Below are 25788 nucleotides of genomic sequence, written 5' to 3'. Positions count from 1 at the left end.
GCAACAGTCAGGGCCTCAGGCCTCTATTGTCTTACGGTTTACGGCCAGAAATCAAATAGACTTCCATCGCGATGAGGGCGGCATTGCTGCCGAGCAGGACCAGAATATCGCCTTCGTTGAGAATAATATCCGGTCTGGGTGCAATCGGTTCTGGCATATTGGTGCGCCGGAGCTGTTTGACCTCGACCGCAAAATCCTCAAACGGGATATGGTCCAAGCGCAAACCATGCGCATAAAAGTTTTTATACATCTCGACCGAATGCAGTTGTGGCAGGGCGGCGGTGGTCGTATCCGCATCGCTCACGCCACGGAAGTAACCTTTGAACATTTTGTACCGCTCTTCGCGGAACAGACGGATACGTTTGACCACGCGGTTAAGCGGAATCCCCAGCGTGACCAGTGCATGCGAGGCAAGCATGAGGCTACCCTCCAGAATTTCCGGCACCACTTCTGCCGCCCCGGCATCTCGCAGCAAATCCATTTCACTGTCATCATGGGTGCGCACAATCACGGGCAGGGTTGGATATTTCTCCTGGATCACATGCAGCACCTTCATGGTGCCACGCGTTTCGGCATAGCTGACAATCACCGCTTTGGCCCTGGCCAGCCCGGCCGCCTCAAGCACAGAGCGGCGGCCTGCATCGCCGTAAATCACATTTTCACCGGCGGCGGCGGCTTCCTGAACGCGGCTGGCATCCATATCCAGGGCCACATAGGGGATATTTTCTTCGCGCAAAAAGCGGCCCAGATACTGACCACTGCGGCCATAGCCGCAGATGATGACATGGTCGCGCAAATCGAGGCTGTGCTCCTGAATAGTCTCCACCACCTTGTAGCTATTACGCGTATAACTCTTGACCAGTTTGCGCGCAATCCTGCCGTTATATTGAATAATGAATGGCGCCACCAGCATAGAAAGCACGGCCACGGACAGCACCAGCTGTAGGGACTCGCCGTCGATCAAATGCGTTTGCAAGCCCAGGGCCAGCACCACAAAACTGAACTCTCCCGCCTGACCAAGAATAATGCCGGTACGGACACCCACGCCCATCTCAAAGCCATACAACTTAGTTAAAAAGGCAATCAGGCCAATCTTGAACACCAGGAACAGGGCTAACAGGAAAACAATCAATACAATATGATTGATCAATACGGAAACGTCGAGCAGCATGCCGACGCTGATAAAAAACAGACCCAGCAAGATATCGCGGAAAGGCGCAATATCTGATTCGACCTGATAACGGTATTTGGTCTCAGAAATCAGCATCCCGGCGACAAAGGCCCCCAGCGCAAAGGACAAGCCGACATAGTTGGTGGCTGCCGCCATCAGCAGGGTCACCATCAGCACATTGAGCACAAACAACTCGCGTGAGCGCTGTTTGGCCACCAGCTCAAACCAGAAGTTAAGGATGTTTTTCCCGAACTTGAACAGTAAAAACAGCAGTACAGACGACTTGAACAGCGTCAGCCCCAGCACATCCAGCCAATTGTCGCTATGCGAGCCTAGCGTCTGGATCAATACCAGAATCGGAATCACGGCCAGATCCTGGAATAGCAGCACGCCGATACTGAGACGACCATGTCTGGAGTTAAGGTCTACACGCTCCATCAGAATTTTGGACACAATCGCAGTCGAGGACATGGTGATGGCCGCACCAATGATAAAAGCAGAAGTCAGGCTGAGCCCGGCCACTTTGCCCAGCACCAGACTGGCCAGCAAGGTCAGCACGACCTGTCCGCCCCCTAGCCCGAACAGCGTTTTTCGCATGGCATACAGTTTAGGCAGACTAAACTCGAGGCCGATGCTAAACATCAAAAACACGATACCAAACTCGGCCACCTGGCGACCAGACTCTTCATCCTCCAGCAAGCCCAGGGCGTGCGGGCCCAGCACGATGCCGATGACAAAATAGGCCAGCATGGCCGGCAAGCCGAGGATGCGGAACAAGCCCACGGCGAAGACCGAGCTGGTCAGCAGTAATAAAAGATGTATCAGGGAATCAAACATGCAAAGCTCTAACGCATTTATACCAAGCCGGTCAAACAGGGGTTTGATCGCCATCAGCCAGCGCTGAAGGGTCAAGGTCTATTATGAAACGCAATTGTTTCAGGATGATGCATCGTGCCACAAAACTTTGTTTTATGCAAAAAATGTGCCTGAGAATAAAAAAACCGTAAAAAAAGAGTGTTTTACTTTATTGTCAGGCAACTCGCTTGTTATACTAACCCGCCATGATGACAGCAAATTCCGGCATCCATCTTGTTAAAACACCCGATATCGTGTCGCGCGCACGAGGGGTGTTGTTGCACGAAGCCGATGAAATCAGGCATCTGGCAGACCGCATTGGCACCGCTTTTGAGGCTGCCGTCCATATGATTCTGGCCTGCAAGGGCCGGGTAGTGGTCACAGGCATGGGCAAATCCGGCCATATCGGCGGCAAAATTGCGGCCACCTTGGCCAGTACCGGCACACCGGCGTTTTTCATGCACCCGGCCGAGGCCAGCCACGGCGACTTGGGCATGATTACGTCAGAAGATGTGGTGATCGCGCTGTCCAACTCTGGCGAGAGTGATGAAATTATTAATATTTTGCCTGCGATCCGCCGCATCGGTGCTCGGGTGTTGAGCATCACGGGCAGCGAAGACTCCACCTTGTCACGTGAGTCGGAAGTGCATTTGAGTGCTGCCGTGAGCCATGAGGCTTGCCCACTCGGCTTGGCTCCCACAGCCAGCACGACAGCGGCCTTGGCCATTGGCGATGCTTTAGCACTCTGCGTGCTCGATTTGCGAGAGTTCACTGCCGAAGACTTCGCCCGTTCGCATCCCGGTGGCAGCTTGGGCAGACGGCTACTGGTGCGCATCAAGGATGTCATGCGTACCGGCGCGGCCGTGCCCCAAATTGATCAACACGCCTCCATTCAGGAAGCCATCACGCAAATTTCACTCAAGGGCATGGGCTTCACGGCTATTGTGGACCACGCGCAACGCCCAATAGGCATTTTTACCGATGGCGATTTGCGCCGCTTGTTTATGCAGGGCAAGAACAATCCACAGGCATCAATTGATACCGTGATGAACAAACAGCCGTATTTGCTGGAGACGAATCAGATGGCGGTTGAAGCAGTTAACATGATGGAGCAGCACAAAATAAATGGCTTTTTGGCAGTAGATGCCCAAGGGCAGTTGGTAGGGGCATTCAATATGCATGACTTATTGAAAGCCAAAGTCGTTTAGCTTAAACAGGCATTAGAATTCAGGCATGCTTAAACACCCCATTTTGTTGCCGATTGCGTTAATGCTGTTGCTGGCGCTGCTGACCTTCTGGATTAACCAGAATGTACAAGAGCAAGCACTCAAAATGAACATACTTAATCGCCAAGCGCCGGACTACATGTTGTACAACTTTGTGAGTACCCGCACGGATGCGTCCGGTAATACCAAATATGTGCTGGCGGCCGCAAAAATGCGCCACTTTCCTGCCAATGACTATACAGAATTGCAGCGGCCACGCTTTACCCAGTTTGGCCTGAACAAGCCTTACACGCAAATTTATGGTCAGCAAGGACGTGTTTCCGCCAATGGTAAACTGGTGGAGTTTAGCAAACAGGTCAAGGTGATCCGCCAAGCCTCCGCCACCAAGCCAGAAACACAAATGCAAACCGAGCGGCTTTGGCTGGAGCCGGATACCGAGGTGGCACACACAGACCAGCCGGTGGTCATCCGCCAAAAACCGGCGACAGTAATTACAGGCACGGGCATGCGTTTTGATAACCGGGCTGATACCATGCAATTGTTTAACCGGGTGCATGTGCATTATGAGCGTCCACCCGTCGCCAGCAATTTGGCAAGCCCGGCCCAGGCGTCAAACACAGAACGCCAATGACCGTTGATTATGGAGAAATGAGTTGAACACGCACAAGCCCTTATTTTTAGCGATCTGCATGAGCGTATGGGCGCTATTGTCCATGCCGCTGAGTGTGCTGGCCGAAGAATCCGACCGAGATCAACCGATAGAGCTTGAGGCGGATACCGTGACCGTGAACGATGCTAAAAAAATCAGTATCTACACGGGCAACGTGATTCTTAATCAGGGCACTTTGCAAATCAAGGCGGACAAAATGATCGTACGCGAGGATCAGGACGGCTTTCAACATAGCACCTGTACCGGCAACCCAACCACGTTCAAACAAAAACGTACCGGTAAAGACGAGTGGATGCAAGGCAGTGGTCAACGTATCGAATACAACGCCCGCATGGATAAAGTGCAACTGTATACCAATGCCTGGGTTAAACGTGGTGAAGACATCGTGACCGGGGACTACATCAGCTACGACGCCAACGCCGAGTATGCCGAGGTGATTGGCGGCACCAAAGCCAACCCGAACGGGACGGCTGGCAGCCGCGTCAAGGCCACCATACAGCCTAAAAATAAAACCACGCCGCCTGTCATTGACAACAAGCCAACCTCTCAACAGGGGTTACGGATGAATCGCTCCTTGCAACTCAAGGTCGAACCTGCCCCTGCCGAAAACACTGGTGAGCAAGGCAAAGAGTAAGCATAAAGATGGAAACCATGGCAGCAGATCAGAACCATTTGCAGGTCAACCGCCTGAAAAAAACCTATCAGGGCCGTACCGTCGTCAAAAACACGACGCTTGAGTTACGCAGTGGCGAAGTGATCGGCTTGCTGGGTCCCAACGGGGCAGGCAAAACCACCAGCTTTTACATGATTGTCGGGTTGGTTGCGCTGGATGAAGGCAACATTACGCTGAATGGCGCCGACGTGAGCCGCGCGCCCATGCATGAGCGCGCGCGCATGGGCCTGGCTTATCTGCCCCAAGAAGCATCCATTTTCCGCAAGCTCAGCGTAACCGACAACATACTCGCCATTCTTGAAACCCGTCCCTATACGGAAGAGCAGCGTGAGGCGAGGCTTGAGTCCTTGCTGGATCAATTGCATATCCAGCACATCCGCAACAGTCAGGCCGTCAGCTTGTCTGGCGGCGAACGTCGACGCGTTGAAATTGCGCGCTGCCTGGCCACTGACCCTAAATTTATTTTGCTGGATGAACCGTTCGCCGGGATTGATCCGATTGCGGTGATCGAAATCCAGAAAATCATCCGCTACCTGAGCAGTCAGAATATTGGTATTTTAATCACCGACCACAATGTGCGCGAAACGCTGGATATCTGTGACCGCGCTTATATTGTCAATGAAGGCGCTGTGTTTGCAGCAGGCACGCCCGATGAAATCATTCAGAATGAAGGTGTGCGTGAAGTGTATCTGGGCAAGAATTTTAGGCTGTAATCCGTCATGAAACAGAACCTGCAATTACGTATTTCGCAAAATCTGGCGCTGACGCCGCAGCTGCAGCAATCGATCCGTTTGCTGCAACTTTCCACGCTGGAACTGAACCAGGAACTGGAAACCATCCTGCAGGAAAACCCGTTACTGGAAATGTCAGACGGTGAAGAAGGCGAGTTTGAAGATAACACACCGCCTCCCCCCACTGTAGAAGCTGAGCCGACAGATGCCAGCTCGTTTGACATGGCAACGCAGCAAGAGATCACCGCACCGGCAGAAAGTCTGCGTGAAGACTTGCACGATGAGCTGGGCGGGAGCGAGAGCGACCTGCCCAATTTAAACGAGGAATTCACGCCGCCAGAGTTTGAAGATGATTATGAAGAGTTTGGCAGCACCAGCAACTGGGACGAAGCCGGACGCAATCATCAGGAAGACGAAGACAGTGACTTTTCCAGACAGGAAACCACCAGCATCAGTTTGCGCGAGCATCTGATTGATCAGATACAACTGGCACATTTATCGCAACGTGACATGAGCCTGGTCAAACTGCTACTGGATAGCATCACTGATGATGGCTATCTGGAGCAAGATCTGCAGGAGATTGTGGAGCACTTGCCACTCGAACTTGAGGTCGAGCTGCTGGAACTGGAAACCGCCCTCAAGCTGATCCAGAATCTGGACCCTGTAGGCGTAGGTGCGCGCGATTTACGCGAGTGCCTGCTCTTGCAACTGACGCGTTTGCCGCAAGAAACGCCACACTTGCAAACCGCCATTGCCATTGCCAAAGACCACCTGGCGCTGCTTGCCAACAAAGACTTTGTCAAACTGCGCAAGGTGCTTGGTTGCGATGAAGCGGTACTCAAGGCGGCGCAGCACCTGATCCGCCAGCAAAACCCCAGACCCGGCAGCGAGTTTTCCAGCTTTAGTCACGATCACTTTATCCAGCACGATGTGGTGGTTAAAAAAATCAAGGGCATTTGGGTCGCCTCTTTAAATGATGGCGTGATCCCCAAACTGCGCATCAACCAGATGTATGCGGACATCCTCAAGCGCAACCGCGAGAGTTCAGGCCAATACCTGCAAAGCCAGATGCAGGAAGCCAAGTGGATGATTAAAAATATCCAGCAGCGCTTCTCGACCATTTTGCGCGTGTCACAAGCCATTGTAGATCGCCAGCGCAACTTCTTTGAACATGGTGAAATTGCCATGCGGCCACTGGTGCTTCGTGAAATCGCCGAAGAACTCGACTTGCATGAAAGCACAGTTTCCCGCGTCACCACACATAAGTATATGCTCACACCGCGTGGCGTCTATGAACTCAAATACTTCTTTGGCAGCTCGGTGGCCACAGATGCAGGCGGCTCCTGCTCTGCCACCGCTATCCGCGCCTTGATCAAGCAAATGGTGGCCGAAGAAAACCCGAAAAAGCCTTTGTCGGACAACCAGATCACCGACACACTGGCACAACAAGGTATCGTCGTTGCCCGCCGTACCATAGCCAAATATCGCGAGTCCCTGAATATTCCGCCCGCGAACTTGCGCAAAACGCTCTAAACAAAAAAGGCCGCAGATGCGGCCTTTTTTGTTTCTCAGCTCAAATCACCTGATTGTGATCTTGGCAAATTTACGTTTACCCACCTGTGCGATCACTGTCACACCTTTAGTCAAAGGCAGATTCTTATCATCCACCTTGACGCTGTCGAGCTTGACGCCGCCTTGCTGCACTGCGCGCATGGCTTCACTGGTGCTTTCAACCAAGCCCGCCTGTTTTAACAATTGGCTAATGCCGATGCTCTCGCCTTCAATGGTCACTTCAACTTCGGGCACGTCATCCGGGATGCCGCCTTTGGCACGGGTCTGGAAGTCCTGCAAGGCTTTTTCAGCCGCGGCTTGACCATGGAAACGCGCCACAATTTCTTGGGCAAAGCCGACCTTGATATTGCGGGGATTTTCACCGCTGGCGACTTGCGCCTTCCATTCGGCAATGGTTTCCAGCGTCGCAAAAGACAGCAAATCAATATAGCGCCACATCAGTTCATCTGAAATCGACATGATCTTGGCAAAAATAGTCTCTGGCACCTCGCTAATGCCAATGTAGTTACCGAGTGATTTAGACATTTTATTGACGCCATCTAACCCTTCCAGCAGCGGCATCATCAGCACACATTGCTGCGACTGGCCGGCCTGCTTTTGCAACTCACGCCCCATGAGCAGGTTAAACTTCTGGTCGGTACCACCGAGCTCAAGATCCGCTTGCAGGGCGACCGAATCATATCCTTGCAGTAACGGGTACAGAAACTCGTGAATCGCAATCGGTTGATTACCCTTGAAGCGTTTGGAAAAGTCATCGCGCTCCAGCATGCGGGCCACGGTATGGCTGGCAGCCAGTTTAATCATCCCCGCCGCGCCAAGTTCACTTAACCAGTTGGAGTTAAAGACAATCTCGGTTTTGGCAGGATCAAGAATCTTGAAGACTTGTGCGGCATAGGTATCGGCGTTGGCCTTGACCTGCTCCACGGTTAAGGGTGGACGGGTGGCGCTTTTGCCAGTCGGGTCACCAATCATGCCGGTAAAGTCACCGATCAGGAATAAAATCTGATGGCCCAGATCCTGCAACTGGCGCAATTTATTAATGAGGACGGTATGACCCAGGTGCAAGTCCGGCGCGGTAGGGTCAAAGCCTGCTTTCACACGTAAAGGCTTGCCTGTTTTCAGTTTCTCGACCAGCTCCTGCTCGATCAGTAACTCATCTGCGCCACGCTTGATAATGGCCAACGCCTTGGCAATTTCTGGGCTCAATGCTGGCACTTCAGATGAGGGTTGTTTGGTATCGGTCATGCGGGTATCCGTCAAATACAACGATGCGCACTGATGGCACCGTCTCAAATAAGTAAAACAGCTATTTTAACGTAATCCCATGCATTTCTGTAAGCGCGGCTGGAGCAGTGTTAAAATGACACCCATGCAAGTTTCTGCCGATCGCTCCCAGCCACGTTTGTTTATTGGACTGATGTCTGGCACCAGCCTGGACGGGGTGGATGCCGTGCTCACCTCGCAACGGGGCGAGCAACTGACACAAACGGCCACCTACTTTCTTCCCTACCCTGACGCGCTTAAACAGCGTCTACTGGCCTTGCACACGCCCGCCAATAACGAGTTACACGAGGCCGCAGTGGTTGCTAACCAGCTCGCAGAACTCTACGCGCAAGCCGTCAAGCAACTGCTTAAGCTCGCCGACATCCGTGCCGAGGCCGTGACAGCCATCGGTTGCCATGGCCAGACCATCCGGCACTGTCCGACACTGGCAGAGGGCATGGCATACACCATACAATTGGGCAACCATGCCCGCTTGGCAGAATTAACAGGGATCACGGTCATTGGCGACTTCAGAAGTCGCGATATTGCCGCCGGCGGCCAAGGTGCACCGTTAGTGCCGGCCTTCCACCAAGCGGTGTTTACGAGTGCAGATAGGCATCGCGTCGTCATTAATATCGGCGGCATTGCCAACTTGAGTGATCTGCCAGCACACGGACAAGTCACAGGCTTTGACTCGGGACCCGGCAACCTGCTCATGGATGCCTGGACGCAGCAACACACAGGCCAACCCTATGATGCGAGCGGGCACTGGGCAGCGGGCGGGAAAATTAATCCAGACTTGCTCAATGCGATGCTGGCCGATCCTTATTTTGCACTGGCCGCACCTAAAAGTACGGGACGCGACCTGTTTAACGACACCTGGTTAATGCAACTGCTGCATCAGTACCCCGACAGCGCACAAAATGTGGCGCGTACTTTGCTTGAGTTAACAGCAGTGAGCATCACCGATGCGCTGACGCGATTCTGCCCAGGGGCTCAGGAAGTCTACGTCTGTGGGGGTGGTGCGCATAATCTGGCCTTGCTGAATAGACTGCAGGCGCTGTCTGGCCAGTCCATACAGCTGACGGATCAATTGGGCGTTGGCGTGGACTGGGTGGAAGCGGTCGCCTTTGCCTGGCTGGCGCAACGCTGTGTAGATCATTTGCCGGGCAATCTGGCCGCGGTCACAGGGGCGGCTGGGCCACGCATTCTGGGTGCCGTTTACCCCAACTAAGCACCGGCACCGACGCGTAGCAATGATTCCCAAAAGCAGTGCAAACGCACCAGTGACTTGATTACATCTGGTGCAGGCTTTTGATTGTTTTTTTAACTTTTCCGCGACAGTCACCGCACAAGCGGTGATAAAACAAAACGATTGCGTATAATTTAACCAACTTGATTAAAGACTGAGTACGTTATGGCTACCAAGGCGACCATTACATTTGACAACGATAGTAGCGCAATTGAGCTACCGGTATTAAAAGGCTCACTGGGCACGGATGTGATTGATATCCGCAGCTTGGGCAAACATGGTTATTTCACGTTTGATCCTGGCTTCATGTCTACCGCATCGTGTACATCTGGCATTACCTTTATTGATGGTGAAAAAGGGTTGCTTTACTACCGTGGCTATCCGATTGAGCAACTGGCCGAGAACTGTGACTTCCTTGAGGTCTCGCACCTGTTGCTGCACGGCGAACTGCCGGATAACAATCAACGTGAAGAATTCGTGAGCACCATCAGCGAACACACCATGTTGCACGACCAGATGAGCAATGTATTTCGTGGGTTCCGCCGCGATGCGCACCCGATGGCGGTCATGATCGCGGTCGTAGGCGCCATGGCGGCCTTCTATCCAGACAACAACAATGTGTCCGACCCGGAATCACGTAAAGTGGCTGCCATGCGTCTGCTGGCCAAAGTTCCCACCATTGCCGCCTGGAGCTATAAGTACAACATCGGCCAGCCATTCATGTATCCCAAAAACAAATTGGGCTACGCCGAAAACTTTATGCACATGATGTTCGCCACGCCCTGTGAAGATTATGTGCCTAATCCGATTCTGGCCCGTGCATTTGAACGCATCCTGATTCTGCACGCAGATCACGAGCAAAATGCTTCTACCTCTACCGTGCGTCTGGTCGGCTCCAGCGGCGCCAACCCGTTTGCCTGCATCGCAGCCGGCATCGCCTCGCTATGGGGCCCCTCACACGGTGGCGCCAACGAAGCCACACTTAACATGCTGGAAGAAATCGGCGACGTCAGCCGCATCGGCGAATTCATCAAACGCGCCAAAGACAAAACCGACAGCTTCCGCCTGATGGGCTTTGGTCACCGCGTTTATCGCAACATGGACCCGCGCGCTTCTATCATGCGCAAAACCTGCCATGAAGTGCTCAATGAACTGGGCCTGCACGATGACCCGATGTTCAAACTGGCGATGGAACTGGAAAAAATTGCGCTTGAGGACGAATACTTCGTTTCCCGCAAACTCTATCCAAACGTGGACTTCTACAGCGGCATCGTCATGCGCGCCATGGGCATCCCCAATTCGATGTTTACGGCGATTTTTGCCCTGGCCCGCACTGCAGGCTGGATTTCACAATGGTGTGAGATGAATGCCGACCCCGAACAGAAAATTGGCCGCCCTCGCCAGTTGTATGTGGGGTCTGAACGTCGGGAATTCGTTCCTTTGCATCAGCGTTAACATAGCAACACACAATAAAAACGCCGGATTTCTCCGGCGTTTTTATTTTAGGATTATGCTCGTTGCACCTCGAACCGATCTACATGCCCCGGAGAGAATGCAGCGATCACTGCCTCAAACACGCGGCTCGCCTTGTCTGAATTGTCCTCTTGATAGTTGCAGACAAACACATCCAAAGTCACATAACGCGACTCCGGCCACGTGTGTATCGTCAAGTGGGACTCCGCAAGGACCAGCGCACCAGTCACACCCTGCCCCTGACCAAAGCCATAGAAGCTCTCGCCTACAATAGTCAATCCTGCATCACTGACCACTTTTCGGCAAAAGTGCTGACAGTGGTCTACACGGGTCATCAAGGTCAACCCTAGATCCACCTCATGTAAATTGGCCATCAAGTGTAATCCACTATGCGCGAATCTTTTCATAAACGAACTGAAGCAATACAACGATCACTATTTTGAAGTATATTTACAATAATTGGTCGATTCGCATTGTATAGTAATTTTGCGTTAACCATGTCCAGTCAAATAAAAACAAACAGGGAGCCAGAGTGGGTATTTTTGACTTTGTAAAAAAACAATTTGTTGATGTCATCCAGTGGACGGAAGAGGGTCATGGTGTACTCGCTTATCGTTACCCCATGATGGATATGGAGATTCAGTACGGCGCCCAGTTAACCGTAAGGGACTCGCAAAGCGTATTGTTTGTGAACGAAGGTCAAATTGCCGACAGCTTTGGTCCTGGTTTGCATACCCTCAACACCAAAAACTTGCCGCTACTGACCAATTTGCAGCATTGGGACAAGCTATTCGAGTCCCCATTCAAGTCAGATGTGATTTTCTTTAGCCATCGTTTGCAACTTGACCGCAAATGGGGCACCCCCAATCCGATTACCCTGCGTGATCCAGAGTTTGGCATGGTCAGATTGCGGGCTTTTGGCATCTACAGCTACCGCCTGAGCGATACGGCTTTGTTTTATAAAGAGGTGTGCGGCACACAAGGGGTCTACACCGTCGAAGAGCTGGATGGTCAACTACGTAATGTGATGATCGCTGAACTCACACAACTGTTTGCCAGTAGTAAACTCCCTTTTATTGATATGGCCGCCAACCAGGGCCAGCTAGCGCAAGCCTTGCATGCCCAAATGACGCCTGTATTTGCGCGTTACGGTCTGACTCTGGACAATCTTGCAGTGGAAAACATCTCGCTTCCGGAAGAGCTTCAGGCTGTGCTGGATAAACGTATCAGTATGAATATGGTGGGCGATTTGAATCGGTATACCCAATACCAAGTCGCTGATGCGATTCCGTTAGCCGCGCAAAATGAAGGTGGCATGGCAGGGGTAGGCGCGGGCATGGGCGCAGGGCTGGTGATGGCACAAAATATGGCCCAGGCGATGGCACAACCGGCTAACGCGGCCACGCCAACCGCCACACAGGACGAGATTATTACCACACTAGAGAAGCTGCATACCTTGGTCAGCAAGGGGGTGTTGACTCAAGCTGAGTTTGACGCCAAAAAGGCTGAGCTGCTGGGTCAAATTAAATAAAGCGTTGTTGCTGTGATACGGTATAGTCAGTGCCCGGCTTGCGGCGCCAAAGTCCACTTTCGTGCCAGCACGACGCTGTTGATGGTCTGTGAGTATTGCCAGAGCACGTTGCTACGCAACGATATTAATCTTGAAAATCTGGGCAAAATGGCCGAACTGCTGCCAGATCGCAGCTTGTTACAAATTGGCAGTAGTGGCATCTATCTGGGCGATGGCTTTACCGTGATCGGCCGCCTGCAGTTTCAACATGAAAGTGGCCTTTGGAACAGCTGGCATTTGCTATTTGATCATGGCAAGACCGGCTGGCTCTCTGAGGCTTCAGGCAATTACTCCCTGAGTTTTCAGGTCAATGAGGGACTTCCTGATCTTCCCCGTGAGCGCTTCGTTCCGGATTTAAGCGTACCGGTCAACGGCCAGCGCATGTCCGTGATTCGTGTTGAAACTGCCAAATGTATTGCCGGACAGGGCGAGCTATCAGCTGCAGTGCCAGTAGGCCATACCTTGCACTTTGTCGAACTGGCTGTTGCACAAACCTATGCCTCTCTTGAGTTTGATGGTGCGAAGCCCACGCTTTATTTGGGACAGGCAGTTGAGTTAACCGCGCTTCACCTGCAAAACCTGCGGGACCTTGAACAAAGCGCGATTCAGATTTCCAGCCGTCAGCTGCAATGCCCGGCTTGCGGCGGAAACCTGAACTTCCGGCTACAACAAGCACAGACCATCACCTGCCCCCATTGCGCCACGGTCCTGGACTCCCGCAATGACAAACTGGCAATCCTGCTCAAACAATCCAACAAGCTGCAACAATTAAACCGATTACCGATTCCACTCGGGAGCATTGGCCGCTTTGAACGCGCAACGTTTACAGTGATAGGCTACCTGCGCCGCTCTACCAGAGCCTCGGGCTTATTACACTACTGGGAAGAGTATCTACTCCACCATCCCGGCTATGGTTTTCGCTGGCTGGTCTGTAGTCAAGGCCATTGGAACCTGCTTAAACCCATCCTCAAACCCCCGTCTATCAGTAAAGGCTACACAGGGGACACCATCGCCATGCTGGAAGGCAAGACTTACCGCCACTTTGCCAACTACAAGGCAAAAATTGACCGGGTGGCGGGTGAGTTTTACTGGCGGATAAAGGTAGAAGACAGCGCCTCTCTGGAAGATTACATTGCGCCACCTTATTTACTCATTAAAGAGTTGCAAGGTAAAGAAATCAACTGGAGCCAAGGGGAATACCTGCAGCCAGAACAAGTCAATGACGCCTTTGAGGGCAAACTGCTGCTTACGCCGCCAAAGGGCGTGTTTGCCAATCAACCTTGTCCGTATGAACCATCGGTCGATGCCTGGTTAAAAAACACGCTACTCTTTGTTGTCCTAGTCATCGTACTGCAATGCTGGTTTGTATTTGAATCCCGTCAGGAAGTCGTATTTAGCAAGGTCATGGAAGTCAGCGCTGTAGACAGCAGCGACTGGTCAAACTATCGTACGCTTAATCCAGAGAGCGCAAACCTGGAAAGTGAGCCATTTGAGATCCATTCAAACCATGGCAATGTGGTGATTGATATTGATGGCAATCTGGACAATAGCTGGTTGTTCTCCAGTATCAGCCTGGTCAATCTGCAAAACGGGCTGACTTACAGCAGTAGTCGCGAAATCAGCGATTATTCTGGCTACGATGGGGGCGAATACTGGCGCGAGAACGATAGCCATACAAACGTGGTTTTTAGCGCGGTTCCACCAGGACGTTACCAATTACAGGTTGAAGCAGAAAGTGAGCGTAGCTATGGCAGCGTCAATGCCAGAAAAACCCAATACCTGCGTGTGATTGCCAATGTCCCGCTCTGGCAGAATTTCTGGTTTGTGCTGATTTTCTTGCTCATTGGCCCAGCGCTCTTTTACCATTTCAGGCACCATTTTGAGCAGCAACGCTGGGCTGAAAGCGATCACCCCATGAATAATACCTGACAGGATACATCCCATGTGGCTCAGAATTTATCAATTGACGGCGATGATGGCAATCGCCTACTTTTGCAAACTGCAATATGACGGTGAACCTTTTTGGCAAAGAGATGATGCCATGCATGTCACCCGCGGCGGTTCGCATGAAGCCAACCATAAGTAAACAAAAGGAAGCATTATGGATACACTGTTACTGACTAATCTGCAAAATTCGGTCATTTTTTCATTACTAGGTGTAGTGATTTTCTGGCTGTGTTTTGTCATCATCGACAAAATCACGCCTTACCAACTGTGGCGGGAAGTGGTAGAAAAAAATAATCTGGCACTGGCAATCATTGTAGCGGCCATGTGTATAGGCATCGCCATGATTATTGCCGCCGCCATTCATGGCTGATACGGGCACTTCAACAACCAATCAACTGAGCGTGCATGACAAGGTGCTACGGCAAGCGCTGTTTGCATCTGTGTTTATTATCGCGTCATGCGGACTGGTATATGAATTAGTCGCTGGCACCGTTTCCAGTTATCTGCTTGGCGACTCGGTCACGCAGTTTTCCACGGTCATCGGCGTCTATCTCTTTGCGATGGGCGCAGGTTCATGGGCGTCCAAATATATTCATCAACATCTGGTCAAACGATTTATAGAGCTGGAGTTGCTGGTCGGACTGACAGGTGGGTTTTCCGCAGTCATTTTGTTTCTAGCCTTTGCCCAGATTGGCTACAACGGTGGCCTCGCCTTTCATGCTATTTTATACATACTGGTATTTGTGATTGGCCTGCTGGTAGGGTTGGAGATCCCGCTGGTCATGCGCATTCTGGAAGCGTCACTGACCCTGAAAGAACTGGTTTCCAGAGTACTGACATTCGATTATCTGGGGGCATTGGCAGTCTCACTGGCTTTTCCATTGTTTCTGGTTCCCCATCTGGGATTAATGCGTACAAGCCTGGTGTTCGGACTCCTCAATGTTGCCGTTGCGGTCTGGGCCATCCAGTTATTTGGCCTGCAATTGCGACAACGTCGTCAATTGTTGATCGTTGCAGCCCTGTCCAGCACAGCACTGTTCGCTGGCCTGATCTTTGCTGAGCACCTGACCCGCTACAGCGAAGAAATGCTGTTTGAAGACCGCATTGTATTTTCAAAATCGACACGCTATCAGCGCATGGTGCTGACGCAATGGCGTGATGACACACGGTTGTTTTTAAACGGTAATTTACAATTTTCCTCCCGGGATGAATACCGTTACCATGAAGCGCTCATACACCCGGCTTTAAGTGCCGCCTTGCATCCTCGCAACGTTCTGGTACTAGGTGGTGGAGATGGGCTCGCCTTGCGCGAGATTTTGAAATACCCCTCCATCGAGCAGGTGACGCTGGTCGATCTTGACCGGGAAATGACAGACACCTTTAAACATAACCTGCGATTAAGCCAACTCAACGCGCATGCTTTTGACTCACCCAAGGTTAAGGTCATTACGGCAGATGCATTTGTCTGGTTGGACCAGCAATCCGGTTTTTATGATTTCATCGTCGTCGACTTTCCTGACCCGACCAATTTTGCGCTGGGCAAACTCTACACGACCAGCTTTTACCAGCTGATTGCCGCCCATCTTTCGCAACACGGGCTGGCAGTGATTCAATCGACCTCACCCCTCTATGCCAGACAGTCGTTCTGGTGCATCGTTAACACCATTGCGAGTGCCGGATTGCATACCACGCCTTACCACACGCTAGTCCCGTCATTTGGCGAGTGGGGTTATGTGATTGCTAGTCACCAGTCCTATCAGCCACCCGCCCGGATTGAAATCAGTGGCTTGAAGTTTATTCAAGCCCAGACGCTGCCCAGCTTATTTTACTTTCCACCTGATATGCAAGCCGTTCCTGCCGAGATCAACCGCTTGAACAACCAGCACCTCGTGCATTACTACGAGCGCGAATGGAATCATCAGGGCCCCTAAGCCATGGATAGACGGACATTCTTGCTCAGCCTGGCTGCCAGCCCATTGCTCATGCAATGCCAGTCAAGGAAAAATCAAGCGTTTGGCGGGCAGCTATTAGGCCCAGACCATGTGGCCGGACATGCACTGACCAAAGGCGAGTTTCCACCCTACTCCCAGACACGTCGTAACCGGGTAGTCATCGTTGGTGGCGGGATCAGCGGGTTGAGTGCCGCTTGGTACCTGCAGAGTCAGGGCATGCATGATTTTGTCTTGCTAGAACTGGAGGAGAATACAGGTGGCAATGCGCGTAGTGGGCATAACCGCATCAGCGCCTACCCCTGGGGAGCGCACTATTTGCCCATCCCCAACCATGAAAACCATATGCTCAAGCAGTTCTTGGCTGAAACAGGGGCAATTGTCAGCGGGCATCACACACAAAAACCGACTTATCACGAGCGTTATTTGTGTTTTGCACCGCAAGAGCGGCTGTTTATCCATGGCCAATGGCAAGAGGGTCTGCGTCCACACCATGGCTTGAGCAAAAACGAACTGGCCGAAATAGAAGCGTTTGAACAACAGATGCACACATTTCGTCTGGCACGGGGAAAGGATGGCAAACCGGCTTTCAGCATTCCTCTGATAGAATCATCACAGGATCCGCAATGGTTGGCGCTGGACCGGTTAAGCATGACAGATTACCTCTACCAGCAAGGCTGGCAAGGGCAAGCGCTTCACTGGTACGTCAATTACGCTTGTAGAGATGATTACGGCATGCCGGCCAGCCAGATTTCGGCTTGGGCCGGTATCCATTATTTTGCTGCACGCCGCGGCGAAGCCGCAAACGCTGAATTGGATCAAGTACTGACCTGGCCACAAGGTAACGCTTGGTTGGCCGAGCAACTGGCAAGCAAATCTTTGACCCAAATCCAATCACGGCAACTGGTACATGCCATCAGTCAAGAAAAACACGGCATCACAGTGGACGCTCTAGATCTAAACAGCCGACAGACTACCCGCTGGCAAGCCGACCATGTCATTTATGCCTCACCCGCCCATGTTCTGCCTTTTGTGTTACGCCAACACACTGATCTGACACAATCCGCACGTAATATTTCGCATGCTCCGTGGTTGGTCGCCAATATTAGCCTTTCTCATGCGTCTACACTGCAGGGTAATCTCCCCGTCGCCTGGGATAATGTCATTTATGACCGCCCCGGATTGGGTTATGTGGTTGCCAACCACCAAACGCTACAACAACCAAGCGAATCAGTGATTACCTACTACCACGCACTGGCTCAGGCTGATTCAGTCCGTGCACGCAGAGAACTGTACTCGAAATCCTGGCAAAGTCTGCAGCATAGCATTATGCAAGAGCTACACACGGCCCATCCCATGCTTGAAGAGTCCATCACACACATGGACATCTGGCGGTGGGGCCATGCGATGACATTCCCCAAACCTGGTTTTTTAACAGATCATCATCGCCTGCGGCTAAACCAACAGCACGATAGATTGCATATTGCACACACCGATGCAGCTGGCATTTCAATTTTTGAAGAGGCCTTTGCACAAGGTGTACGTGCAGCAAGCCATTGTTTACATCGTCGTGCAAAATGAAAAAGCCGGGGTTAACCCGGCTTTTAGGCGCACCAGTGAGTTAAACCGAGAACGAGCTACCGCATCCACAAGTCGTGGTCGCATTCGGGTTACGAATGACAAATTGCGAGCCTTGCAGGCTATCGGTATAGTCGATTTCTGCGCCCATGAGATACTGCAGGCTCATCGGGTCAATCAACAAGGTCACGCCGTCCTTGTCAACTTGGGTATCGTCGTCGTTCACTTCTTCTTCAAAGGTGAAGCCATACTGAAAGCCGGAACAACCACCACCGCTCACAAACACACGCAATTTCAGCTCTGGCGTACCTTCTTCATCAATCAGCTCTTTGACCTTTTTGGCAGCATTATCGGTAAATACCAAAGGACTAGGCATTTCAAGGGTGGCTTCTGTGGTCATCATAGACTCCTGTAAAATTCGTATTCAGTATATGGCGGTAATCCGCCGGATTTCAAGTGGCCGCGTTTAGCTGGCTTCTGTCGTTGATGTTTCTGTGGGGCTTGCTTCCGACTGCTCACCCAGATAAATCAGTTTTCCTTCAATCACGGCACCGGTGTGCATTTCGAGCGATTTGTAATACAGGTCGCCGATAATACGCGCCTTGCTTTGCAACTCGATAAAGACGGAAGACCGCACCGGCCCGCGTATCATGCCGTTCAGTACAATTTTGGAAGCCTCTACACTGCCGGTCACCGCCCCGTTTTCACTGATAATCAGTGTACTGGGATGGGTTTGCTTTTCAATCACATTACCAACGATCAAGCCATCTACTCTTAAGCCACCTGCAAACTGCATATTGCCATTTAACTGCGTTTCATGCCCGATCAGGGTATCAATGTGACTGTCAATTTGAACACTTTTCTTGAAAAACATGCGACTTCCTGTTCCGAATTTACTTAAATGGCAATCCTGATTGCGTCAGCGCTGCTCACACAGACTCAATGCTTGGTCATGTTTTTGTAAAACACCAGCTCCTCTTTGAGCTTGATATTTTCGTCCTGTTGCGCGGTCAGTGTTTTGGCCAGGTTGTTGCTCGTTGCCAATTCCACCTGTAACTCACGCTGGGAAGCGATCAGTTTCTTCTGCAACTCTATATTTTCCGTCGTGACCTGGCGCAGGCGATGCCGAATATTTTCGCTATCATCATCATGCAACACCCAGTAGGCCAATGCAAACCCAATCACCACATAGGAGACCGCCAATATCCCCTGAAAGTACCAGGGACGATGTGAGCGCACAGCCACCTGTTTGGCAGTCAGGCCAAAGTGATTCCTGAGTCTTCTGCGGATAGGCCTGATCATTATGGCAACAATGGCAACACTTGCAAACCAGCCTCAGGGGCCAGATTGAACATCAGGTTCATGTTCTGCACCGCTTGACCAGAGGCGCCTTTAACCAGGTTGTCCTGCACGACAATGATTGTGACATAATCATCTGCCTGTGGGTACACCGCCATCCTTAAAACATTCGATCCACGGACCGAGCGTGTCTCGGGAAGCGCACCGGCCGGCATCACATCGACAAAAGTCGACCCCTGGTAGCGTTGCTCATACACCTGCTGAATGGATGCCCGCTGCGCTTGCCTATTGAGTTTGACATGGAGCGTACTGAGCATGCCGCGTATCATCGGGATCAAATGCGGCACAAAGATAAGCTGGACAGCTTCATTGCCAGACAGTTTTTTGAGTTGTGCCAGAATCTCGGGATGATGCCTGTGCCCGGCCACACCATAGGCTCTGAGGTTATCACTCGCTTCAGAGAACAGCGTAGACACTTCTGCTTTTCTGCCGGCGCCGGAGACACCCGACTTCGCATCCGCGATAATTGGCACCGAGAAATCAATCCAGCCTTGCTCAAGTAAGGGCGCCAACCCCAGCAACACGGTGGTGGGGTAACACCCTGGATTACCAATCACTTGCGCCTGCTGCACCTCTTCGCCATATAGCTCTGGCAAGCCGTAGACGGCATCTTGCAAAATATCGGTACAGCTATGGGGGAGTTTGTACCATTTTTCAAAGACAGCGGCATCCTGCAACCGGAAATCTGCTGCCAGATCAATCACCTTCACGCCAGCAGCTACCAGCGCAGGCGCTTGCGCCATGGCCACCCCATGGGGCGTGGCGAAGAACACCACATCACATTGGGTCAGATCAACGGTCGCTGGGTCACTAAAGGCAAGTTCAACGACGCCACGCAAACTGGGAAACATCTCTGCCACAGGCAGGCCCGCTTCACCCCGTGAAGTAATGACCTGCAATTGCACATTTGGATGACGCGCCAGCAAGCGCAATAACTCTACACCGGTATACCCTGTGCCGCCAACGATGCCTACCTTAATCTTTTCCATCTGCCTTACCCAGTTGAGGAGTTAAAACGCACACTGCGTAAAAAGTTAATTAATATAAATGAAAAAGGCCGCCAATGCGACCTTTTTGCACAACAGGTTTGTAACAAACGTTGAAAAATTAACGTTTGGAGAACTGTTTCCGACGACGTGCTTTACGCAGACCGACTTTCTTACGTTCAACTTCACGTGCATCACGTGTTACGAAACCAGCGTGGGACAATGCGCTCTTCAGCGCAGCATCGTAGTCAATCAATGCACGGGTAATGCCGTGACGAACTGCACCAGCTTGACCGGATTCACCACCACCATGCACATTGACCAGAATGTCAAAGCTCGCAGTGTTGTTGGTCAATTCCAGAGGTTGACGCAAAATCATGCGAGAAGTCTCGCGTGAGAAGTACACGTCAGCTGGCTTGTCGTTTACAACGATATTGCCGCTACCGGACTTGATGAACACACGTGCCACTGAACTTTTGCGGCGGCCTGTGCCGTAGTTGTATTTACCGATCATGTTTTATCCTAATCGTCTTGAATTAGATGGTTAATGGTTGCGGTTGTTGCGCAGTATGCTCGTGCTTGTCACCCGCATACACTTTCATTTTTTTGATCATGGCATAGCCCAAAGGACCTTTTGGCAACATGCCTTTCACTGCTTTTTCCAATGCACGGCCTGGGAAACGGTCTTGCATTTTGGAGAATGAAGTGGTTGTAATACCGCCTGGATAACCAGAGTGACGGTGGTACAGCTTGTCACCAGCCTTGTTACCGGTTACTTTAATTTTGTCCGCATTGACTACGATGATGTAGTCGCCTGTATCCACGTGCGGTGTGTAAATAGCTTTATGCTTACCACGCAGACGATGAGCGATTGCGCTGGCCAGACGACCCAATACCAAGTCAGTGGCGTCAATCACGAACCAGTCACGTTGTACTTCATGCGATTTTGCTGAAAAAGTTTTCATTTTATAACTACCGAGTTATAGCGTATAAATTAAGAGGGCGGATTATATGCTAGCTTGAGAAAGCTTGTCAACGGATTATTCTAAAATAATCCCTGACCAATGCCGCGAGCCTTGATGATCTTATCAGGCTGCAGATTTGGGGCTGTTTGCCATCAATTTTGCAAATAAGTTGAAGTAAAGTATGCTTTTTAAGCAAAAGATCTTTGTTTTATCAGGAATAATTGCAAACAGATGCTATATTAGCTCAAGTTTCGACTTGATGCACTGAATCATTTCAACCGCAGAGATTAAGAAATAATATTTTCATGCGCTCAGGCCATTCACAGACGCGAGAGTCCACGATTACAACAGCATTGCGCTGCATGGCGTTGCCATTGTTGCTTTTGTTAGCGCCAACCTCACTCGTGCAGGCCGCGGATTTATCCGCATTCCGCTTTGAGTCTGAACCTGGCCAACCCCTGTTGGCACAAGTGCCGATCACACATGCCACATCCAGTACGGACATCAGCTGTTTTCAACTGCAGCAATCTGTGGCTGATTTTGTGCATCTGGAATACACCACACTGAGCGCGGATCAAGGCATGCTCATGCTATGGTCCGACCGCGCAATGAGCAGCCCGGTAAAAGTCACCCTAACAGATACATGCCAACGCACCGCGCAGACCTTTACCCTGCACCCGGACATGAAAGTGTCGTTTGAAGTAGAGGCGCCTCAGCAAACAGCGACCCAGCCAATTACTGCAGAGGCGCCCACCTCGACCCCACAGGCACCCTCTCAACCGATACAGGAGGGCATCCCGCTGGAGGCCTACGACAAGTTACAGGGACAAATCAATGAATTGCAGCAGGCATTTAACACCTTGCAAAGCAAATCCGATGCCCTTTATGCCAGTTCACTGGCGCAAACGAATTTACTCGCCTCTCTGAAATCGCAATTGGTCCATGTGCAGAATGAAAACCACCTGCTACGCACACTGGTGATGACGCTAGGCCTGGCCTTGATCGCCAGCGGCTTTTTCTTTGCCGACTGGCTCAGGCGGCATGCGGCAGTACCCAAGCGCGCCAAAGGCCGTCAACCAGCCTCAGCCACGGAAGAATCCACCGGTCCGGCGACCCAGCCGCAAACCAGCCAGCGATTCGCAACCACTTTGCCGCCACTCACCAGCTCACCAAATCCTGCACATCCAGTCTCTGGTGCAACGCAACCGCCCTATACCCAACGAACCGGAAGTCGCTTGAAGTCGGTTCCTATCCACGCCAATGATGATGTGCTCGGGCTCGAAGCGGTTCCACAAAAACTCAGCTCACAAAAAAGCACGCAGTCCGTGATGCAAGATGCTTCCAGACTCTTCACACATGGTCGAGTGAATCAGGCCATTGAGCACTTGCAACAACACCTGGCCAAACACCCGAAATGCTCCCCCTGGATGTGGCTGTATTTACTGGATTTATTATCCAAAGAAGGCAAGCACCAGGAGTTTGACATGATGGCCAGCGAGTGCCGCAAGCACTTCAACTTGAATGTAGAGCACGCGCCAGACCTCAAACAACAAGGCATCGAATCTTTCCCGCGCGTGATGAAAGCCTTGCAGCAGGCCTGGGGCACGCCGCAGGTGATTGCGCTGATTGACGATCTGGTTTACAACACCCGTCTTGTGCCGCGTATGGGTTTTGAGCGTAGCGTCTTTGAAGACCTCATGCTATTGAAAGAAATTGCCTGCCAGACACAAAACCTGCCTGCAATGCCCCCTGCGCCCAAAGCCCCGGACGAAGAGACCTCCATCAATGGTAACTTGCGCGAGTTGCAGCAACTCTCTGAAGACATCTATATCCTCGCTCCTGCAGAACAAGCGCCCTTCCAGTACTGGACCGATTTCACCTTTGAGCTGGGTGAGCCCGCTGGTGCACGCAAATCAGCCTAACCAATAGGCACCCGCGATGCCTGCGGTTAATGCCGCACCTATCCAGATATTCTCCAAAAATGCCTTGAAACACTGCGCACGCTGACGCGTCCGGATCAGCCCATATTGCCTGAATAACTGCAAGGCAGCGGCCATCCAACCCAGCCAGAATGGCCAGCCCAGCCTGAGCTGAATGGCGACCCAGGCCATCATGGCCAGCGTGGCAATCAGGCACAGCATAATCGCGAATACCTCACGGTGACCAAAGGTAATCGCGGATGAACGGATGCCGATCTTAAGGTCATCCTCACGGTCCACCATGGCATAAGCCGTATCATAGGCCACTGACCAGGAGACATTCGCCAGCAACAACCACCAGGCAGTTGCCGGCACAGCCCCCTGTAAGGCAACAAATGCCATCGGGATACCAAAGCCGAACGCAATGCCCAAATAGGCCTGTGGAATGGCAAAAAAACGTTTGGTGTACGGGTAGCTAACCGCCAGAAACAAAGCTGGGACGGACCACAGCACCACTTGCATGCCCAGCGTACACACCAGCACAAACGCTATCAAAGATAGCGCTACTGCCACGGCATAAGCCTCTTTGACAGAAATCTCCCCGGTCGCCAACGGCCGACGTTGGGTGCGCGCCACCGCGCCATCCCAGTGCCGGTCGGCAATGTCATTCAATGCGCAGCCGGCTGAGCGCATCAGTATCGTACCCAACACAAACACGGTTGCCACCAATAGATCAGGGTGCCCTGCGCCTGCAATCAACAGCCCCCACAATGTGGGCCAGAGTAGCAACCAAATCCCGACCGGCTTATCCAGACGGGTTAAGCGATAATACGCATGCCAGTTGATGGTTGACTGCATTACAAAAGCTTTCCGATTAAAAAATTAATCATGGGGATGATCCACACAAGCAGGCAAAAACACTTCTGTCACCAGCAAAAGGTGATGATGCAGACGGAACAAGGAGCGTCTTGCCCAAAGGGGATGTTGCTGCAACTGCGGATGATAGCGGCATACCGCCTGATGCAAGGGATGCTGTGCGTACAATTTGCGGAACTGCAACGGCCCACGTGTGACTTTAGGATTGGCAAACAGCGCTGCCCCGAGCGGCACCCGCCCGATTGCACGCAAGCGGCACCATGGTCCGCGCAAATCCTGACGCGCGATGACACTATGCGCAAACACGCGCGGCTGGCCGTTTCCGCGCAACATGACTTCTCGCACCCATGCACGGGACATCGCATGCAGGCGCAACATGGCCTGTTCGTCAACATGCGGCTTGCGCCAGGCTTGCGCCAACAGCTCAACCGAAAACGCCGGATAGTGTTTTTTCAGGCGGGCAGTTAATGAACCCCTTTCCTGCAACCAGGACCTGAAGGGGGTTTGACCAACAACCGCGCGTTGCCAGGCCCGCCCAGAAGATTGCTTCAGTTGCCGCATCTCGGTCAATGTGGCAACGGGAACGTTTTGGGCAACCACACCCATAATTTCCCTTGTTGGCGCATGGCCCCCGCCAGCTTGCCCGCAGCATCGCCTTCTCCCCAGTACACATCGGCACGCACGCCGCCCTTGATCGCCCCCCCCGTATCCTGAGCGTGCATCAATTGCTGCAAAGGTGCCACATCATTGGGGTAAGTGGTCGCCAGATAGACCGGGGCGCCCAGGGGAATGTAAAACGGATCGACCGCAACACTACGTTCAGCTGTGAGCGGCACCCCTAATGCGCCTAATGGGCCGGACAACCCCGGTGGCAGCAACTTGAAAAACACATAGCTGGGATTCGCATCCAGCAAACCGCGTAACTGCTCGGGATGCTGCTGTGCCCAAGCCTTGATTCCCTGCATGGAAGCCTCGCTGGCGGTCATTTCTCCGCGCCCCACCAGGATCTTGCCAATAGACTGATAAGGATGCCCATTCTGGTCGGCGTAACCTACGGGAACACGCTCGCCGTTTTCAAGCGCAATGATGCCCGACCCCTGTACCTGCAGAAAAAATGCTTCTACCGGATCGCTGACCCAGATTAACTCACTGCCATTCAACGGCGATTGCGGCTGCTCAATTTCTGCCCGTGTGTAATAGGGAATCAGCGTTTGGCCCTGCAAGCGGCCACGCACGCGTTTATACTTGAGCTCGGGAAACAATGCCGACAAATTCACGGTAATCAAATCCGATGGCACTTGATAAAGCGGGACGCGGTAACGCGGACTTGCTTGCCTAGCCCCTTGCAACACAGGCTGATAATAGCCGGTGATCAAGCCCTGCGAGGTGCCATCTGCCTGCCGCGTCGCATACACATTAAAATATTGCTGCCAGTAGGCCTGAATGGCAGACACATCCTCAGCCTGCACCAAGAGCGCGGCAGCACAAACCGCTTTCCAGTCCGCTTTGTTTTTGAGCCCCTGACACCCTTGTAGCCATGCCTTCCAGCTGGCGACCCAGTCTTCTTTTTCCAAACCTGGCAGGTCTGCCCACTGCGCGGGCTGGAGCAAGGCAAAGGCTTGTGATGGCGTAACAGGCGGGACACTGCCACTCGTACCGGGCTGTTCAACCGCAGGCTTGCTCGGAGCTGGCGATGTTCTGCCCGAGGTGTCCGGCATTGGCACCGTTTGACATCCTGCCAGCCACAGCAGAC

The 25788-nt window shown here is 52.2% G+C and carries 26 protein-coding genes; 14 read left to right on the top strand and 12 right to left on the bottom strand.

Going from position 1 to position 25788, the window contains the following annotated elements:
* Nucleotides 1-31 precede the first annotated feature (31 nt).
* Nucleotides 32-2008 (bottom strand): cation:proton antiporter, encoded by a 1977-nt coding sequence (locus ACFQ1T_RS00430; protein WP_194749709.1) that lies wholly within the window; start codon nt 2006-2008, stop codon nt 32-34.
* Nucleotides 2009-2232: 224 nt separating this feature from the next.
* Here ACFQ1T_RS00430 and ACFQ1T_RS00425 point away from each other — a divergent pair, with 224 nt between their 5' ends.
* The 5 genes from ACFQ1T_RS00425 to ACFQ1T_RS00405 are packed head-to-tail and all read left to right on the top strand — an operon-like array spanning nt 2233 to nt 6859.
* Entirely contained in the window at nt 2233-3234 is a 1002-nt protein-coding gene (locus ACFQ1T_RS00425) for a KpsF/GutQ family sugar-phosphate isomerase (RefSeq protein ID WP_379073372.1), read from the top strand.
* 25 nt (nt 3235-3259) lie between these two features.
* Entirely contained in the window at nt 3260-3883 is a 624-nt protein-coding gene (lptC, locus tag ACFQ1T_RS00420) for an LPS export ABC transporter periplasmic protein LptC (protein WP_194749711.1), read from the top strand.
* A 58-nt stretch (nt 3884-3941) separates the two neighbouring features.
* On the top strand, nt 3942-4556 hold the full coding sequence (lptA, locus tag ACFQ1T_RS00415) for a lipopolysaccharide transport periplasmic protein LptA (protein ID WP_275356461.1): 615 nt from the start codon (nt 3942-3944) through the stop codon (nt 4554-4556).
* Between the two features lie 8 nt (nt 4557-4564).
* Complete coding sequence (gene lptB / locus ACFQ1T_RS00410) at nt 4565-5308, top strand: LPS export ABC transporter ATP-binding protein (protein ID WP_194749713.1); 744 nt, start codon at nt 4565-4567, stop codon at nt 5306-5308.
* Nucleotides 5309-5314: 6 nt separating this feature from the next.
* A complete protein-coding gene (locus ACFQ1T_RS00405) occupies nt 5315-6859 on the top strand; it encodes an RNA polymerase factor sigma-54 (protein ID WP_275356460.1) in 1545 nt (514 codons plus the stop codon).
* Between the two features lie 45 nt (nt 6860-6904).
* Here the strand turns inward: ACFQ1T_RS00405 and tyrS are convergent, their stop codons facing one another.
* Nucleotides 6905-8143: a tyrosine--tRNA ligase gene (gene tyrS / locus ACFQ1T_RS00400; RefSeq protein WP_379073371.1), complete on the bottom strand. Its 1239-nt coding sequence runs from the start codon at nt 8141-8143 to the stop codon at nt 6905-6907.
* 124 nt (nt 8144-8267) lie between these two features.
* Here tyrS and ACFQ1T_RS00395 point away from each other — a divergent pair, with 124 nt between their 5' ends.
* Both ACFQ1T_RS00395 and gltA read left to right on the top strand, forming a co-directional pair.
* Nucleotides 8268-9395 (top strand): anhydro-N-acetylmuramic acid kinase, encoded by a 1128-nt coding sequence (locus tag ACFQ1T_RS00395; protein ID WP_379073751.1) that lies wholly within the window; start codon nt 8268-8270, stop codon nt 9393-9395.
* A 183-nt stretch (nt 9396-9578) separates the two neighbouring features.
* Nucleotides 9579-10868 (top strand): citrate synthase, encoded by a 1290-nt coding sequence (gene gltA, locus ACFQ1T_RS00390; protein ID WP_275356458.1) that lies wholly within the window; start codon nt 9579-9581, stop codon nt 10866-10868.
* 53 nt (nt 10869-10921) lie between these two features.
* Here the strand turns inward: gltA and speD are convergent, their stop codons facing one another.
* Nucleotides 10922-11293 carry an adenosylmethionine decarboxylase gene (speD, locus tag ACFQ1T_RS00385; protein ID WP_379073370.1) on the bottom strand — a complete coding sequence of 124 codons (372 nt, stop codon included), beginning with the start codon at nt 11291-11293 and terminating at the stop codon, nt 10922-10924.
* A gap of 125 nt (nt 11294-11418) precedes the next feature.
* On the opposite strand from speD, the gene ACFQ1T_RS00380 reads away from it, so the two are divergent.
* From ACFQ1T_RS00380 to ACFQ1T_RS00355, 6 genes are read left to right on the top strand one after another with little or no spacing between them, the layout of a single operon-like run.
* The gene (locus tag ACFQ1T_RS00380) at nt 11419-12417 is read left to right on the top strand and encodes an SPFH domain-containing protein (RefSeq protein WP_379073369.1); all 999 of its coding nucleotides are present in this window, start codon (nt 11419-11421) and stop codon (nt 12415-12417) included.
* A 12-nt stretch (nt 12418-12429) separates the two neighbouring features.
* Nucleotides 12430-14385, top strand: a complete 1956-nt coding sequence (locus ACFQ1T_RS00375; RefSeq protein WP_379073368.1) for a DUF4178 domain-containing protein — start codon at nt 12430-12432, stop codon at nt 14383-14385.
* Between the two features lie 13 nt (nt 14386-14398).
* A complete protein-coding gene (locus ACFQ1T_RS00370; RefSeq protein WP_156171694.1) occupies nt 14399-14542 on the top strand; it encodes a hypothetical protein in 144 nt (47 codons plus the stop codon).
* 15 nt (nt 14543-14557) lie between these two features.
* Nucleotides 14558-14773 (top strand): DUF350 domain-containing protein, encoded by a 216-nt coding sequence (locus ACFQ1T_RS00365; RefSeq protein WP_049639492.1) that lies wholly within the window; start codon nt 14558-14560, stop codon nt 14771-14773.
* Complete coding sequence (locus ACFQ1T_RS00360; RefSeq protein ID WP_379073367.1) at nt 14766-16334, top strand: polyamine aminopropyltransferase; 1569 nt, start codon at nt 14766-14768, stop codon at nt 16332-16334. The genes ACFQ1T_RS00365 and ACFQ1T_RS00360 overlap by 8 nt, the downstream gene beginning before the upstream one ends.
* A 3-nt stretch (nt 16335-16337) precedes the next feature.
* Nucleotides 16338-17933, top strand: coding sequence for an FAD-dependent oxidoreductase (locus ACFQ1T_RS00355; RefSeq protein WP_379073366.1), 1596 nt, complete (start codon nt 16338-16340; stop codon nt 17931-17933).
* Between the two features lie 40 nt (nt 17934-17973).
* On the opposite strand, the gene erpA is transcribed toward ACFQ1T_RS00355, so the two are convergent.
* The 6 genes from erpA to rplM all read right to left on the bottom strand — a co-directional run bounded on the left by erpA (nt 17974) and on the right by rplM (nt 21240).
* Nucleotides 17974-18330, bottom strand: coding sequence for an iron-sulfur cluster insertion protein ErpA (gene erpA, locus ACFQ1T_RS00350; RefSeq protein ID WP_194749778.1), 357 nt, complete (start codon nt 18328-18330; stop codon nt 17974-17976).
* A 66-nt stretch (nt 18331-18396) separates the two neighbouring features.
* Nucleotides 18397-18804, bottom strand: a complete 408-nt coding sequence (locus ACFQ1T_RS00345; protein ID WP_275356451.1) for a bactofilin family protein — start codon at nt 18802-18804, stop codon at nt 18397-18399.
* A 65-nt stretch (nt 18805-18869) separates the two neighbouring features.
* A complete protein-coding gene (locus ACFQ1T_RS00340) occupies nt 18870-19232 on the bottom strand; it encodes a hypothetical protein (RefSeq protein ID WP_194749718.1) in 363 nt (120 codons plus the stop codon).
* A complete protein-coding gene (gene argC, locus ACFQ1T_RS00335) occupies nt 19232-20278 on the bottom strand; it encodes an N-acetyl-gamma-glutamyl-phosphate reductase (protein WP_194749719.1) in 1047 nt (348 codons plus the stop codon). Before argC ends, ACFQ1T_RS00340 begins: the two co-directional genes overlap by 1 nt.
* A gap of 118 nt (nt 20279-20396) precedes the next feature.
* Nucleotides 20397-20789, bottom strand: a complete 393-nt coding sequence (gene rpsI, locus ACFQ1T_RS00330) for a 30S ribosomal protein S9 (RefSeq protein WP_049639496.1) — start codon at nt 20787-20789, stop codon at nt 20397-20399.
* 22 nt (nt 20790-20811) lie between these two features.
* Entirely contained in the window at nt 20812-21240 is a 429-nt protein-coding gene (gene rplM / locus ACFQ1T_RS00325; protein ID WP_194749720.1) for a 50S ribosomal protein L13, read from the bottom strand.
* 362 nt (nt 21241-21602) lie between these two features.
* Here rplM and ACFQ1T_RS00320 point away from each other — a divergent pair, with 362 nt between their 5' ends.
* The gene (locus tag ACFQ1T_RS00320; protein WP_379073365.1) at nt 21603-23162 is read left to right on the top strand and encodes a type IV pilus assembly protein FimV; all 1560 of its coding nucleotides are present in this window, start codon (nt 21603-21605) and stop codon (nt 23160-23162) included.
* On the opposite strand, the gene ubiA is transcribed toward ACFQ1T_RS00320, so the two are convergent.
* Genes ubiA through mltA form a run of 3 tightly spaced genes read right to left on the bottom strand, consistent with a single transcriptional unit; the run spans nt 23154 to nt 25753 of the window.
* Nucleotides 23154-24017: a 4-hydroxybenzoate octaprenyltransferase gene (gene ubiA, locus ACFQ1T_RS00315; RefSeq protein WP_379073364.1), complete on the bottom strand. Its 864-nt coding sequence runs from the start codon at nt 24015-24017 to the stop codon at nt 23154-23156. The two genes, ACFQ1T_RS00320 and ubiA, sit on opposite strands and share 9 nt — an antisense overlap.
* 24 nt (nt 24018-24041) lie before the next feature.
* Nucleotides 24042-24641, bottom strand: coding sequence for a chorismate--pyruvate lyase family protein (locus ACFQ1T_RS00310; RefSeq protein ID WP_379073363.1), 600 nt, complete (start codon nt 24639-24641; stop codon nt 24042-24044).
* Complete coding sequence (mltA, locus tag ACFQ1T_RS00305) at nt 24602-25753, bottom strand: murein transglycosylase A (RefSeq protein ID WP_379073749.1); 1152 nt, start codon at nt 25751-25753, stop codon at nt 24602-24604. Before mltA ends, ACFQ1T_RS00310 begins: the two co-directional genes overlap by 40 nt.
* Nucleotides 25754-25788: the final 35 nt, after the last annotated feature.

It is taken from the genome of Methylophilus glucosoxydans (assembly GCF_042676145.1).
Taxonomy (GTDB): Bacteria; Pseudomonadota; Gammaproteobacteria; order Burkholderiales; family Methylophilaceae; genus Methylophilus; species Methylophilus glucosoxydans.
The sequence above is the reverse complement of the archived record's forward strand: the minus strand, read 5'-3'. Positions and strand labels throughout refer to the sequence as shown.

Coding starts and splice junctions, on each gene's coding strand:
- ACFQ1T_RS00340 (WP_194749718.1), bottom strand. CDS start 19,232: ATGATCAGGCCTATCCGCAGAAGACTCAGGAATCACTTTGGCCTGACT.
- ACFQ1T_RS00355 (WP_379073366.1), top strand. CDS start 16,338: ATGGATAGACGGACATTCTTGCTCAGCCTGGCTGCCAGCCCATTGCTC.
- ACFQ1T_RS00310 (WP_379073363.1), bottom strand. CDS start 24,641: ATGGGTGTGGTTGCCCAAAACGTTCCCGTTGCCACATTGACCGAGATG.
- ACFQ1T_RS00425 (WP_379073372.1), top strand. CDS start 2,233: ATGATGACAGCAAATTCCGGCATCCATCTTGTTAAAACACCCGATATC.
- ubiA (WP_379073364.1), bottom strand. CDS start 24,017: ATGCAGTCAACCATCAACTGGCATGCGTATTATCGCTTAACCCGTCTG.
- lptC (WP_194749711.1), top strand. CDS start 3,260: ATGCTTAAACACCCCATTTTGTTGCCGATTGCGTTAATGCTGTTGCTG.
- tyrS (WP_379073371.1), bottom strand. CDS start 8,143: ATGACCGATACCAAACAACCCTCATCTGAAGTGCCAGCATTGAGCCCA.
- ACFQ1T_RS00405 (WP_275356460.1), top strand. CDS start 5,315: ATGAAACAGAACCTGCAATTACGTATTTCGCAAAATCTGGCGCTGACG.
- ACFQ1T_RS00320 (WP_379073365.1), top strand. CDS start 21,603: ATGGCGTTGCCATTGTTGCTTTTGTTAGCGCCAACCTCACTCGTGCAG.
- ACFQ1T_RS00370 (WP_156171694.1), top strand. CDS start 14,399: ATGTGGCTCAGAATTTATCAATTGACGGCGATGATGGCAATCGCCTAC.
- ACFQ1T_RS00430 (WP_194749709.1), bottom strand. CDS start 2,008: ATGTTTGATTCCCTGATACATCTTTTATTACTGCTGACCAGCTCGGTC.
- ACFQ1T_RS00365 (WP_049639492.1), top strand. CDS start 14,558: ATGGATACACTGTTACTGACTAATCTGCAAAATTCGGTCATTTTTTCA.
- argC (WP_194749719.1), bottom strand. CDS start 20,278: ATGGAAAAGATTAAGGTAGGCATCGTTGGCGGCACAGGGTATACCGGT.
- erpA (WP_194749778.1), bottom strand. CDS start 18,330: ATGACCACAGAAGCCACCCTTGAAATGCCTAGTCCTTTGGTATTTACC.
- ACFQ1T_RS00360 (WP_379073367.1), top strand. CDS start 14,766: ATGGCTGATACGGGCACTTCAACAACCAATCAACTGAGCGTGCATGAC.
- rplM (WP_194749720.1), bottom strand. CDS start 21,240: ATGAAAACTTTTTCAGCAAAATCGCATGAAGTACAACGTGACTGGTTC.
- lptB (WP_194749713.1), top strand. CDS start 4,565: ATGGAAACCATGGCAGCAGATCAGAACCATTTGCAGGTCAACCGCCTG.
- ACFQ1T_RS00345 (WP_275356451.1), bottom strand. CDS start 18,804: ATGTTTTTCAAGAAAAGTGTTCAAATTGACAGTCACATTGATACCCTG.
- gltA (WP_275356458.1), top strand. CDS start 9,579: ATGGCTACCAAGGCGACCATTACATTTGACAACGATAGTAGCGCAATT.
- rpsI (WP_049639496.1), bottom strand. CDS start 20,789: ATGATCGGTAAATACAACTACGGCACAGGCCGCCGCAAAAGTTCAGTG.
- mltA (WP_379073749.1), bottom strand. CDS start 25,753: ATGCCGGACACCTCGGGCAGAACATCGCCAGCTCCGAGCAAGCCTGCG.
- speD (WP_379073370.1), bottom strand. CDS start 11,293: ATGAAAAGATTCGCGCATAGTGGATTACACTTGATGGCCAATTTACAT.
- ACFQ1T_RS00395 (WP_379073751.1), top strand. CDS start 8,268: ATGCAAGTTTCTGCCGATCGCTCCCAGCCACGTTTGTTTATTGGACTG.
- lptA (WP_275356461.1), top strand. CDS start 3,942: ATGAGCGTATGGGCGCTATTGTCCATGCCGCTGAGTGTGCTGGCCGAA.